The sequence below is a fragment of the Paenibacillus vandeheii genome (assembly GCF_030433635.1).
Lineage (GTDB): Bacteria > Bacillota > Bacilli > Paenibacillales > Paenibacillaceae > Paenibacillus > Paenibacillus vandeheii.
In genome coordinates this window covers 317428-330831 of the sequence record NZ_JAROCD010000006.1, presented here as the reverse complement: position 1 = coordinate 330831, position 13404 = coordinate 317428, and the positions used below count along the sequence as shown (strand labels likewise).

The following is a 13404-nucleotide window of genomic DNA, read 5'->3' as shown; positions in this document are numbered from 1 at the left end:
CTATCAGCCTCGTTACCTATCAGACAACTTGTAATATATGGTATAACAAAGGTGGGGAGGGCATCAGAATGAAATATTTACGGACTAGACTGAGGAAGCTTTACCGTAATTCCCGTATTTCCCAAAAGCTGTTTCTTGCGTTTAGCCTGATGATTGCCATACCTGTTATTTTGGTATCCTTTTTATATATTCGGATGCAGGAAACCCAGTTATACAAGGACGCTATGGCGACGGGCAACAGCCATGTTTCATGGCTAAACGAACAATTACGCAGCAGAATGGACATCATTGAGAACGCTTCCACAACTGCACTTACTCAAAAGGCATTTGTGGATTTTATTCATTCCAACATGATTGTGGATGGACTGCGACTGGTGAAATTCAAACAAAACCAATTTGAGCAGATGCAAAATATCATTCAAAGCAATGCGATGATTAGTGAGCTCAGCTTTTACGTGGATAATCCGAACTTATATGAAATTTGGCCTGAAATCTATCATTACAAGAAATTTTGGCCGCAGGATTACTGGGCAAAACTTCGGGATGAAGGTGGGGCGGCTTATCGTTTATTTTCCTTTAAGGATGGTGAACATACGTTATCCTACTACCGTCTGGTTCGCCTTCAGGGGCAAGAACAAAAACGTCCCAGTATTATGGAAATACGTGTCCCGCACAGTATGTTTTTCAGCGACTTGCTCCAGGAGAGCAAGGGAGACTTTTTCTCTGTTTTGATGAACGAAAGCGACCATCCACAGTATGTATACAATCCCCAGCATGAGTTTTCTCAAAAGGCAGGAGAGGAGCTGGACAAAATCCTTGGCAGTATTCATCTTCAACTGGATGTACTGCCGCAGGAAAGTCCCGTCAAGGTTAAGGTTGGAGATCAGAGCTACTATGCACTGTACCGCTACATTGCTCCGCTGAACACTTATGTGGTTGATATTGCCTCCCATCAGGCGTTGATGAAGGGGCCCCGTAGCTGGTATGCATTTGTGGTAACGATTACATTGTGTGTACTGCTGCTGCTCATGCTGCTCGTATCCCATACAACTCGGCGCATTTTCCGACGGTTGGACAGCGTACTGGCTTCAATGCGCCAGGTACGGAAAGGTGAGCTGGATGCAATGATTGATACAGGCCTTGATGAGAACGAAAGAGGGGATGAAATCGACGAGGTGGCTGTGAGCTACAACAAAATGTTATATGAGGTCAAACATCTGATGACCCAGGTCGTGGATAAACAGTTAATCGCCAAAAACGCTCAGCTGCACTCTCTTCATTCCCAGATCAACTCTCATTTTTTGTATAACGCACTGGAATCTATTCGTATGCTCGCTGAGGTTCAACAGCAACCCGCTATTGCCAACTCTTTGGTATCGTTAGGTTCGCAACTTCGCTACAGTATGCAATGGCGCAGCGATACAGTTGCCCTTCGTGAGGAGCTTGCTAATATCCAAAGCTACATTCAATTCATCAATCTAATGGAAGGCGGCAGCATCCTATTGACGGCAGATCTCCCACAGGAAGTGCTCCGCTATGCGATTCCGAAGATGTGCATGCAGCCCATCGTTGAAAATGCAGTTCATCACGCCGCGCCTTCGGGCGGTAAGGTGTGTATTCAGATTACGGTTTCAGTGGAGAATGACCACGTACTCCTTATTAAGATACAAGATGATGGAGTGGGGCTAGACCCTGAGATGTTAGTCCGACTGCAAGCGGCACTGCGGGGAGATTTGGATACGCCTATTGTTACCAGCAAGAACGGACTTGGTTTGGAAAATGTGAACAAACGACTGCAGCTTCATTACGGCAAACATTGCGGTCTTTGGATTGATAGCATGCAGGGCAATAATACGTGTGTAACAATACGTCTGCCTTGGGAAAATGTAAATCTTGGAGGGTGGTAGGAAATGATGAATATTCTGATTGTGGACGATCAAAAGCATATACGTGATGGTCTGCAGGCGATGCTGCAACAATTTCCTCTGGAACTGAACAACATTTACTGTGCCGCGAGCGGAATTGAGGCGCTAAGCCTTCTGCGTCAGCATAGCATCCGCATCGTTATTACCGACATTAGGATGCCGGATATGGATGGGTTGGCACTCATGGCACAAACCAAAGAGGAGCGCATCGAGGTGGAGTACCTCATTATTAGCGGTTATAGTGATTTTACATATGCCCAAAAAGCTATCGAGCTTGGGGCAAAGGGCTACTTGCTAAAACCACTGAAGCGGGAGGATCTGCAAACTTCGTTAGAGCATATATGGCAAGAAATCCAAACACGGCAAGCACTTACGCACAACATGCAGCATGTATCCCGTCTCGCCCGAGAGACAGATCGTAAAGAATTACGAATGTTTATGCAGGGAGCATTAAACGAGGAGGCTTGGATTCTGCAAATCCAGGAACAAAATCCTTCCTTATGGTGCAATTATCGTCTATGCCTGCTGCGGGAGAAATGTTGGATTAATCAGCCCGGGGCGAGCAACGTCCATAGCATGGAAGCTATTGCCTATGGTGTGTTCGGTAGACAAGGTTGTATTTGTCTGCAACACAGCCCTTATCTGATACTCGCAGTGGATGCAGCCATAGACCCGGATGCTTTGTCAGCGGCGCTTAAGGAAGGAATGATCGATGCCGTAACCGTTATGACTGACCCTCAGCAGGGATTAAAGGTGTTGCCAGGCAGCTATACACAAGTGCTTGAGCTATGCCGCCATAGTTACCTGTTTCCAGATCAGTACAGCATCCTGCCAGCACATATTGAGCATATGGAGCAGCAGTGGCAGCTTCCCTATGAGGAGCTCTATGATCTGTTCCAATCCGTTGGGACCGACAACAGTGGTAAAATCGCTCAGGGCATTTCCATAATATTTCACAAAAATGTGCTGCAACGCTATCATATTCGCTATACGCAGCAGCTCTGCGGCGCTACCGTGCAGATGATGGAAGAATACGAGCGTGTTATTCGCCCCTATATGGGGGAGGAGGCGCTGGATCTTGAGTCTTTGCGTAATCTCTTTGATTATCCGGGGATGCGCGATTATATTCAAGCATTGCAGCAGCAGCTGCTTCGGTTAAATCAGTTCTATTTTGAATATAAATGCAGCTATCGCAATTCGCAGGACTTAAATGAAGCCATACGTTTTATACATGAGAGCTACCATAAGCCGCTGGACCTCGCAATGGTATCCAATCATGTGTCACTTAATTATGCCTATTTCTCAAATCTGTTCAAGAAGAATGTTGGCAAAGGCTTTGCCGAATACTTGCGAGATGTGCGTCTGGATAAAGCGCGGCGGCTCCTAGCCGAAACCGATTATAAAATTGTTGAGGTAGCTTCTATGGTAGGCTACGAAAGCTACAAAAGCTTTACACGGGCTTTTCGCCTCGTGATGCAGATTCAACCCTCAGAGTACCGACAAATGATGAGGCAAAAGGCAGAACGTGAAGTGAAGTACCACAGCTCAACACCCTGAGGCAGCATGCTTACTTGGGAAATACCATGGGGTGAGTATGCATATGCATCAAAACCCAAAAAAATGGGATACAACAAAAATAAATGTACCTTTTCAGCAGATTATCCTATTCGATAGAATAAAGATATTCCCCGATGTAAGCGGTTTCCTTTATACGCATAGATTGGGAGAAACTATGATTCTATCAAAGGAGGGCAATTATGAAACCATCTCACTTTGCGGAGAAACGGTTGATGAAGAAGGTATTTGGTTTGTTCTTAGTGGTTGTGATGCTGGCTAGTGTTGGCATTTTGCCAACTTCGAAAGTTCAAGCAGCTGGAACCACAGTTACTTCAATGGAGTACTTCTCACCAGCAGATGGACCTGTTATTTCAAAATCTGGAGTTGGCAAAGCCAGCTACGGATTTGTTATGCCTAAGTTCAATGGAGGCTCCGCTACGTGGAACGATGTTTACAGTGACGTGGGTGTCAATGTGAAAGTGGGTAACAACTGGGTTGATATTGACCAGGCAGGCGGTTATATCTATAACCAAAACTGGGGGCACTGGAGCGATGGCGGCTTCAATGGCTATTGGTTCACGCTTTCCGCAACTACTGAAATTCAACTGTACTCCAAAGCCAATGGTGTCAAGCTTGAATATCAACTTGTATTCCAAAACATAAACAAAACAACCATTACGGCTATGAGCCCAACACAAGGGCCGCAGATTACAGCAAGTTTCACAGGCGGTGCAGGCTTTACATATCCAACGTTCAACAATGATTCTGCGGTAACCTATGAAGCCGTAGCTGATGATCTGAAGGTGTATGTAAAACCTGTAAACAGCAGCACATGGATTGATATTGACAATAACGCAGCCAGTGGCTGGATCTATGATCACAACTTCGGCCAATTCACCGATGGTGGGGGCGGATACTGGTTTACCGTAACGGAGTCGATCAATGTAAAATTGGAATCGAAGACTTCTTCGGCTAACCTCATTTATACGATTACCTTTAATGAACCGACAAGAAATTCATATGTCATTACGCCATACGAAGGAACAACTTTTACAGCAGATGCAAATGGTTCCATTGGGTTACCGCTTCCCAAAATTGACGGGGGTGCGGCAATCGCCAAGGAACTGGGCAATTTCGTATACCAGATTAACATTAATGGTCAATGGGTGGATTTGAGCAACTCCAGTCAGAGCAAATTTGCATACTCCGGTAATGGCTACAACAATATGTCTGATGCCAATCAGTGGGGATACTGGGCTGATTATATCTATGGCCTTTGGTTCCAGCCAATCCAGGAAAATATGCAAATCCGTATCGGCTATCCGTTGAACGGACAGGTGGGTGGAAATATCGGCAACAACTTCGTGAACTATACCTTCATCGGTAATCCAAATGCTCCTCGCCCGGATGTATCGGATCAAGAGGATATCTCCATCGGAACACCAACCGACCCGGCTATCTCGGGTATGAATCTCATCTGGCAGGATGAATTCACCGGAACTACGCTCGATACAAGTAAATGGAACTATGAAACAGGCTATTATCTCAATAACGATCCTGCTACCTGGGGTTGGGGCAACGCAGAACTGCAGCACTACACGAACAGCACCCAAAATGTATTTGTACAGGACGGAAAGCTGAATATCAAAGCCATGAACGACAGCAAATCTTTCCCGCAGGATCCGAATCGGTATGCACAGTATTCCTCCGGTAAGATTAACACCAAGGATAAGCTCTCCTTGAAGTACGGCAGAGTAGATTTTCGTGCCAAGCTGCCTACGGGCGATGGAGTTTGGCCGGCACTATGGATGCTTCCTAAAGATTCTGTATATGGCACATGGGCAGCATCGGGTGAAATCGATGTCATGGAAGCGAGAGGACGTCTGCCTGGCTCTGTAAGCGGTACCGTACATTTTGGTGGACAATGGCCTGTGAACCAGTCTTCGGGCGGCGATTATCACTTCCCAGAAGGCCAAACTTTTGCCAATGATTATCATGTATACTCGGTAGTCTGGGAAGAGGACAGCATTAAATGGTATGTCGACGGCAAGTTTTTCTATAAAGTCACCAACCAGCAGTGGTATTCCGCAGCTGCACCGAATAATCCGAACGCACCTTTCGATGAGCCGTTCTACCTTATTATGAACTTGGCAATCGGCGGAAACTTCGACGGTGGCCGTACGCCAAACGCGTCCGATATCCCGGCAACGATGCAAGTGGATTATGTACGTGTGTATAAAGCACAGTAATAAGACAGATGTCTCCAAGATGCGGTCGTGTTAAGGCTATTCACCATAACTGTTACTGTTTGAGAAGGGAAGCCATTCAATTCAAATAGTCTCTCTCTTCTTAAAATAATGAAGCAGCCTTCGTTCAATTGTTGAACGAAGGCTGCTTCAATTTTGTATACAGTGCCTAGTTATTTGCAATTCGGTGGAAAATGATTTTAATGTCTATTAGAAGCTTCTGTCGCAGGACTACGGACTACAGAAGGTTCCTCACGGACCGTCGTTTGCTCCGATGGACGTGACACCACAGAAGATTCCGTACGGGCCACCGCCTGTGCAGATGGACGTGTTACTACAGGAGTTTCTTCACGAGCAGTCCTTTCTGCCGATGGACGTGCTACCACAGAAGTTTCTTCGCGCACTGCCGCTGGTGCTGCCGAACGAGTTACCACAGGAGTTTCTTCGCGGACAACCGCCTGTTCCGATGAACGTATTACTACAGGAGCCTCTTCACGGACAGCCGCTTGTTGTGATGGACGTGTTACCTGGGAAGCTTCCTCACTCGCAACCACCCTGGGAGTATTGCTGGAAGCCCAAGCCGTGGACACCGTACTAATTGCAGCTACTAGAAATAGTGCTGATATCGCGATAACAAAGGTTTTCTTATTCACATTCTTTACGTTAAGCATCATAGTTAACCTCCTTTTTAGTTGTTTCCCATCCCCGGATAAAGAGGAGCAGAATTGTAAAGGTAAACTCCTTGATCCGGCCACTACGTTAAGAATCGTTTCTCCATAGCGTTTACGATCCGCATAGGACATTCCCTTTACAACTTCTTCGTCGCAGGACAGTTCACTCCATGTGTGAATATCTTTGGAAAGCATATGAACCAATGGATTGAACCAATGCAATGCACGAGCTATTAATATGAGCGCCTTGATCCATAGGTCTTTCCTTTTCAGGTGGATCAGTTCATGATGGAACACCATACCGATATCCACATTTGCAGAATTCTTCACAGGCAGATAAATAGTTGGTTTTCTCAGCCCAATTAGAAAAGGACTGCGAATCATAGCGCTGTAAGCAAGCCGAACCTCGCTCTTGAGACCCAGATTGCCCTTGATTACCGGGAGCAGCATAGCCACTTCACTGTTATTCGGAACAGTGGTTCGCGTAAGTTTTAATTTCTTGAGAAACCTGCAATAACAATAGGTTTGCCATGCTATAAAAGCTATGGCTCCGATTACCCATAAGCATATAAAAGCGAGAGCAACGTTTGCCGAAATGGTCTGTACCTGAATGGCAGGAGCCGGATTCAATGCTCCAGGCAATACATGTTCAATATTTAAGGGTACCTCGTTTACTGTAGTACTAGATGTGAATAATGAAAAAATCCAGTTGAAAACAAGAAAGACGGGCAATAGATATAGACCTAAAGCCATTTTCCCAATTCCAAAACGCCATTTTGCAGGGAAGACTTGAAAGGGAACAAGGCGTAATAACAAAATGAAAGCGACGATGACACTTCCGGCAACAGTTAGAGTAGACAGTAATACAAGAAGGGTATTCATAGACTACACCTACTTTTCCGAAAACCATTGTCTCAGCTCTGCAATGTCTTGGTCAGAGAGCTTGTCGCCATCATACAAAGCTGAAATCAAATTTTTTACCGAGCCTTGGTATAATCCATCCAGGACTTGTTGTGTCTCCAATAGCTTGTAATCTTCGGGGGATATACGGGGGACATACTTATTGGTACGTCCATGCCTTGTAGCAGTTAGCGCCCCTTTGTCTACCAGCCGAGATAGAAACGTGGAGATCGTTTGTGCTTTCCATGCTTTACCTCTTTGAGAAAACATGTGCAGCAGTTCGGTGGAGGTGACAGGTGGCTCACACTCCCAGATGACTTCCATCAGCTCCATTTCAGTATCTGATAATTTCTGAAGTTGGTTCACGGTGAACACTCCTTACATCGCTATGCGTCCATAACGAATGGTATTACTACACTACGTAGTACGATAAATTTACTACATCACGTAGTAGATAGTCAAGTGTCGAATGGATTTTTCGAAACCAAAGGCAGGTTTTTACTATCTATATAAGTTCAACTAATGAATATTTACACTGATACTCCGATGTAGCTTTCTTTCAGAAAGCTTTTAGGTGAATGTTTCGCTTCTTCAGGTTATTTCTGTCCTCTCTGTTCTTGTGTAAATGTTTAGTTGAACATATATAGTAAACTCAATCTTTGAATGATTTTAATGCAGAGACGAATGTCTGGAGTATATACTTAGTCTTAAATCCTGAAACCAACATAGAGGAGAAATCATATGAATCTGTTTCATATACAATCTACACTGCAAGAGATCGACTGGACCGCGTCGTTCCTGGAGAATAACTTTATCGGCATTGGTTGGCCTGCAACAGGAGATTTGGAGCATAAGCCTGCTGAAGAATGGAAAGAACAACTGGTTCAACACTACAGAATAGAAGAGACGGAACTTAGTGATGTCCTGGGAACGCTCCATACTTTTGTGTATATCATGCAGGATGGAGACAACGTTTTGGTAAACGATGATGAATGGGCATACGTTGGAGATTTGGGCGATTATTTTTACGATGATTCCAATGGTACCGGAGAGGAATACATATGCCACCGGCGAGGAGTTACCTGGCTAGGTCGTCTTCCCTTATCAGAGTTAAATGATAAAGTATTGGCACTAGTTAGTCATGATTCAATCATTGCGAAATTCGAACATGCAATTACTCAGGCGCAACTGGACCCCTGGATTTCCCTCCCCTCCGCAACGACTGAAGGAGATAATCATTCTTCAGTTAGAATAGATGAAGGCACAATTCAAGAAGCACTCGATGTTCTGAAAAAGGCATTGCAGAGCGAAGAAGAAGACCTGCGAATTCGTGCAGCGACGGCAATTTTGCAATATGCAAAAGCCTAGATAGCTTAGGGCTTAGCTCCATGCGGAGGGAAAAGGACACTTTGTATATAAAATGAATCACAGCTAGTCTTGACCAGACAGCGAATGGTGTCATAATATTTAAACGACGCTACATGGTGTTGAATGAAATGAACGGCTTTTTCTTGGCAATCATATGTAGAGAGCAGGTTACGAACGAGAATAACCATTCGCTGGATGTGTTTGTCGCCATATGATTAGAATGATGAAGGATGGTCCCTGATGACAACGAATAAAACAAACCCCAAAGTTGATGGATATTTAAACAAAGCAAAGAAGTGGAAGGAAGAATCGGTAAAGTTAAGAGAGATTATCCTTGACTGCGGTCTGACCGAAGACTTTAAGTGGATGCATCCCTGTTACACATTGGAGAATAAAAACGTCGTGATCATTCATGGATTTAAAGAATATTGTGCGCTGCTGTTTCACAAAGGTGCCTTATTAAAGGACAAGCAGGGCATCCTAGTCCAACAAACAGAGAATGTACAGTCCGCCCGGCAAATTCGGTTCACCAATATTCAACAGATCGTTGATATGGAAAACATCTTGAAAGAGTATATTCAAGAAGCCATTGAGGTTGAAAAGGCCGGCTTGAAAGTAACTCTTAAAGAGCATACAGAATATGATGTTCCAGAAGAGTTTCAACATCAATTGGATGAAAATCCTGCTTTGAAAGAGGCTTTTGAAGCATTGACGCCTGGACGTCAACGAGCATACCTATATTATTTTTCCCAACCCAAGCAATCCAAAACCCGGGTCTCAAGGGTTGAGAAATATACGCAGCAAATTCTGGAAGGAAAAGGTTTAAATGATTAATGCATTTCAACCCTTTGGTGAATGTGGGCCAAAGGGCTTTTCAATATTATTTTCATGATAATATGAGATGAAGTATGAGAAATAAATCTGGGTTAGGAGAAGATATGATGGAAGTTTTTGCAGAATATTTAGCACGAATTGATAACCTTGGACATCGGGATCGAACGGAGGAAATTCTAGAATGGATTACCAAGGAGTACCCAAATTTAGTGCCAAAGATAGCGTGGAATCAGCCTATGTTTACCGATCATGGCACATTTATTATTGGTTTTAGCGTAGCGAAACATCATTTGGCTGTGGCGCCCGAAAAGGCTGGTATTAATCATTTTTCCGACGAAATTGTAAAAGCTGGCTATGATCATACCAAAGAATTGGTACGTATTCGGTGGGATGGCCCGGTTGATTTCTCATTACTGGAGAAAATGATTGAATTCAATATTACGGAAAAGGCAGACTGTTCAACCTTTTGGCGGAAATAGCATGGGAATACTATTCTATAAGATAAGACCTCGCTCTCACATACAGACGGTGAGCGGGGTCTTCTATTGTTCATTTGTCCATTAGTTTGGACATTGATCCGAAATAATCTATAACAACGCTGCGAAATGCGATAGCTGCTTTTGAGATATATCTGTTTTTATGCGACAATAAAGCAATTTCCCGCACAAGGTTCTGATCCTCGATCGGAAGATATACAATGCTTTCCTGTGGATTTCTTGCTGTACCTGGTATAAAGGCAAGCCCAATCTCGGCTTCCACAAGTGCAGTTAATCTTGCAGGCTCATCTCCTTCGTAAACATACTTCGGTACATACCCGGCCGACAGGCATTTGGAGTCCACCAGATCACGAATACCATATCCTTTTTTCACCCCCACAAACCACTCATCCTTAAGCTCTGCTAATGTTATGCTGCTTCGATCCGCATATCGATGACTAAGAGGCACAGCTACGACAATAGGGTCCTGGAACAGCATCTGACATTGGATATCATCACCTTGAATTGGAGGGGAGGACAGGCAAAAATCGATTTCGCCTCGTTGAAGAAGTGTGGACATGTCTTCCAAAGTAACCATTTGTACATGAAACTGAACATTCGGCTTATTTTTTCGGAATTCCCGCAAGATCCCTGGTAATGTGCTTGCTGTAGTGACCGCCAACTGAAGTGTGCCGTGATCCGGGTTGGAGAGATCTGCAATTTCCTGTTTTCCCTGTTCCAATTCGAATAAGGCTTTTTCGGTCCGTCGAAGGAATGTTCTTCCGAATTCGTTTAAACGCAGCTTTCTGCCCAATCGATCAAATAACGGTGCACCCAAGTCCTCTTCCAATCGTTGTATCGTTTTACTCAATGAAGATTGAGTGACATGCAACTTACCCGCTGCCTCCGTAACATGTTCACACCGGGCTAACGTCAAAAAATAGCGTAGCTGAAGAAGCTCCATTTCGCACCACTTTCTTATTCCTTTTAGTTCATCAAATCATAACATAAAATGCGTTGGAATAAATAAAGGGATTCCATTAAGATGACAACAGAAGGAGGGGATATTCATAATGAACGTTCGAAATATATGGTTAATGATCGCTGTCGGTTTGGGAATCATGCTGAATCCGTTAAATTCCTCCATGATATCTATAGCGATTGCAAGACTGCAACAGGTATATCTACTTGATGTTACGGCAGTTTCGTGGATCATTTTTTCCTTTTACATTGCCAGTGCTGTGGCTCAACCCGTCATGGGCAAGTGCAGTGATCTGTTCGGCCGCAGAAAGATATTCCTTACTGGTCTTGTTGTTGTTTTCGTTTCCTCCGTGTTAGCTCCGTTATCTCCAAGTTTTTCGTGGCTCATCGTGTTCCGAATCATTCAATCTGTTGGTACAAGCATGATGGTAGCCGTTGGGATGGCGATTGTGAAAATCCATGTTACTGAGAAACAGGCAGCTGCCTTGTCAGTCCTCGCAATGTTCCTTTCTGGTGCAGCAGCGGTAGGCCCTTTTATTGGTGGTGTATTGATTCATTGGTGGGACTGGCCAAGCATATTCCTTGTAAATATTCCATTTGTAATCGCAAGCTTTATCTTCGCCTGGAAAACGATTCCCAAAGATGGGGCACTCAAACCCAACCATGGTGACATGTCCATCAAGAAATGGTTCCTGCTGATCGATGCGCCAGGCATACTTTTGTTCACAATCGCTTTGGTAACTCTGCTAATGAGCTTGCTTTCAGTTAATTCAACCGGACATCTTTCAACATGGCACCTTATGGCAGGGGGAGTCGGTTTGATTGCATTAGCGACTTTTATACGGCATGAATGGAAAACGCCGTCCCCCTTTATTCCGCTGCGGGTATTTGCCAAACATCCCGAGATGACATGGGTGAATGTACAATTTATGGTGGTTAACACGTTGTTTTACGCTCTGTTTTTTGGTATACCGTCTTATTTGCAGCAGGTTCGCCATCTCAACGAAGTTCATACAGGAATAATCATGCTCACCCTCGGTTTATGTTCACTCATCAGTTCTCCTCTAGCAGGCCGCTGGATTGACAAATCAGGGACACGACCAGCCTTGATCGTTTCTGCCGTGTTAATGACGCTCGGGTCCATCATGATTGTGGTATTGGATAAAGCTTCGCCAGTTGTGAATGTAATCTTGCCCCTAGCTGTATTTGGTATAAGTAACGGGTTGAACAGCGTCGGTATGCAGGCGGCTTTGTTTAAGAGTACACCCAAAGAAATGATTGGTGTCGCATCGGGTATTTTTAATACATCGAGATATCTAGGTACTATTCTGTCGTCATTGTTGATTGGTATTGTCATGGGGGATACTTTCAGTTTTATGGGATTCCAAACGCTCGGAATCATCCTGACGGTATTAGCTGCATCTTTAATCATGATGACCTTAAGACGTCAGAGAATAGACAAGGAAACCCAATGCTGATAAGGACAGTGGTTCGGCTGATACAAAGAATTACTTAGCCATATATTGCTTTCGAAACTGAAGCGGAGACAATCCGATATACCGTTTGAAACAAGATGAGAAGTAGGGAGCATAACGAAAACCCACTTCTTCAGCGATACGGTCGATCTGCCAGTCTGTAGTTACCAGAAGCCGCTTCGCACGTTCTAAACGAAGTTCATTTAAATATTCAATTGGCGTTTTACCATACTTCATTTTCATGCAACGGATAACATAGTTGGGATGAAAATGGAGAGCTGCCGCCAAGGTTTCATTTGTGACCTTTGTCTTGTAATTCTGTTGAATGTAATTGGATGCTTGTTCTGCTAATCGAGTCTGTACGGAGTCCATAACCCGCAAGCTACCTTCTTCCAACATGGAAAGTAATTCACCGAGCAAGCGTTGCTCGTGCCAAAAGGAATGTTCGATTTGCAGTGACAACAATTGCTCCAGGAGGTTGAAAGCCGCTTGAGGGTCAGCTAATTTTGAATGTTTAGGAAGACTTAACGTATATGAGTTACCAAACGGTCGGGAAGAATCTTGCACCTCCGGTTCATGGTTACCAGAGGTTGGGAAGCTTTCATATCTCGCAGCATGTTCAAAGTGCAGCCAGTAAAACACAGTTTTCTCCGTACATGGCCCGTTCGAAAAGTGTTCTCCCTCAGGCAACAAGAGCAGTGTTTCTCCTTTTTTCAAAGTCCATTGCTGATTGTTCTCTCCGATATATAACTCTCCCTTCACCACAATTAGTAAATCATAGATTCCAAGATTTTTTCGGTTCGGATGATGATCCCCAATTTCATATTCAGAACGTCCTGCTCCTAAATAATAGGGGAGTTGGGGAACGTTAAGCTCAATAATTGCCTCTCCATTCAAAGCAAATTCCCCTCACTTTTCGTGTTAAATTTTATAGAAAAAAGTTCAATTCAGTTCTATTTTCCTTCTTAATC

Annotated in this window: 11 protein-coding genes; 7 read left to right on the top strand and 4 right to left on the bottom strand. The window is 44.2% G+C overall.

Going from position 1 to position 13404, the window contains the following annotated elements:
* The first annotated feature begins 68 nt into the window (after positions 1–68).
* From P5G61_RS14030 to P5G61_RS14020, 3 genes are all read left to right on the top strand, one after another.
* Positions 69–1907: a sensor histidine kinase gene (locus tag P5G61_RS14030; RefSeq protein WP_301247104.1), complete on the top strand. Its 1839-nt coding sequence runs from the start codon at positions 69–71 to the stop codon at positions 1905–1907.
* Between the two features lie 3 nt (positions 1908–1910).
* Positions 1911–3482: a response regulator gene (locus P5G61_RS14025; RefSeq protein ID WP_301247103.1), complete on the top strand. Its 1572-nt coding sequence runs from the start codon at positions 1911–1913 to the stop codon at positions 3480–3482.
* A 200-nt stretch (positions 3483–3682) separates the two neighbouring features.
* On the top strand, positions 3683–5731 hold the full coding sequence (locus P5G61_RS14020; protein WP_301247102.1) for a glycoside hydrolase family 16 protein: 2049 nt from the start codon (positions 3683–3685) through the stop codon (positions 5729–5731).
* Positions 5732–5928: 197 nt separating this feature from the next.
* Here P5G61_RS14020 and P5G61_RS14015 read toward each other — a convergent pair whose 3' ends face one another.
* Together P5G61_RS14015 and P5G61_RS14010 are read right to left on the bottom strand one after the other, a co-directional pair.
* Complete coding sequence (locus P5G61_RS14015) at positions 5929–7281, bottom strand: M56 family metallopeptidase (RefSeq protein ID WP_301247101.1); 1353 nt, start codon at positions 7279–7281, stop codon at positions 5929–5931.
* Between the two features lie 9 nt (positions 7282–7290).
* The gene (locus P5G61_RS14010; protein WP_079344546.1) at positions 7291–7665 is read right to left on the bottom strand and encodes a BlaI/MecI/CopY family transcriptional regulator; all 375 of its coding nucleotides are present in this window, start codon (positions 7663–7665) and stop codon (positions 7291–7293) included.
* 375 nt (positions 7666–8040) lie between these two features.
* Here P5G61_RS14010 and P5G61_RS14005 point away from each other — a divergent pair, with 375 nt between their 5' ends.
* The 3 genes from P5G61_RS14005 to P5G61_RS13995 all read left to right on the top strand — a co-directional run bounded on the left by P5G61_RS14005 (position 8041) and on the right by P5G61_RS13995 (position 9980).
* Positions 8041–8667 (top strand): hypothetical protein, encoded by a 627-nt coding sequence (locus P5G61_RS14005; RefSeq protein ID WP_301247100.1) that lies wholly within the window; start codon positions 8041–8043, stop codon positions 8665–8667.
* A 240-nt stretch (positions 8668–8907) separates the two neighbouring features.
* The gene (locus P5G61_RS14000) at positions 8908–9501 is read left to right on the top strand and encodes a YdeI/OmpD-associated family protein (protein WP_301247099.1); all 594 of its coding nucleotides are present in this window, start codon (positions 8908–8910) and stop codon (positions 9499–9501) included.
* 107 nt (positions 9502–9608) lie between these two features.
* Positions 9609–9980 carry an iron chaperone gene (locus P5G61_RS13995; protein WP_301247231.1) on the top strand — a complete coding sequence of 124 codons (372 nt, stop codon included), beginning with the start codon at positions 9609–9611 and terminating at the stop codon, positions 9978–9980.
* Positions 9981–10050: 70 nt separating this feature from the next.
* On the opposite strand, the gene P5G61_RS13990 is transcribed toward P5G61_RS13995, so the two are convergent.
* Positions 10051–10941 carry a LysR family transcriptional regulator gene (locus P5G61_RS13990; RefSeq protein WP_301247098.1) on the bottom strand — a complete coding sequence of 297 codons (891 nt, stop codon included), beginning with the start codon at positions 10939–10941 and terminating at the stop codon, positions 10051–10053.
* A 109-nt stretch (positions 10942–11050) separates the two neighbouring features.
* Between P5G61_RS13990 and P5G61_RS13985 the strand changes: the two genes are divergently transcribed.
* The gene (locus tag P5G61_RS13985; protein ID WP_301247097.1) at positions 11051–12436 is read left to right on the top strand and encodes an MFS transporter; all 1386 of its coding nucleotides are present in this window, start codon (positions 11051–11053) and stop codon (positions 12434–12436) included.
* 30 nt (positions 12437–12466) lie between these two features.
* On the opposite strand, the gene P5G61_RS13980 is transcribed toward P5G61_RS13985, so the two are convergent.
* The gene (locus tag P5G61_RS13980) at positions 12467–13330 is read right to left on the bottom strand and encodes a helix-turn-helix domain-containing protein (protein WP_301247096.1); all 864 of its coding nucleotides are present in this window, start codon (positions 13328–13330) and stop codon (positions 12467–12469) included.
* Between the last annotated feature and the right edge of the window lie 74 nt (positions 13331–13404).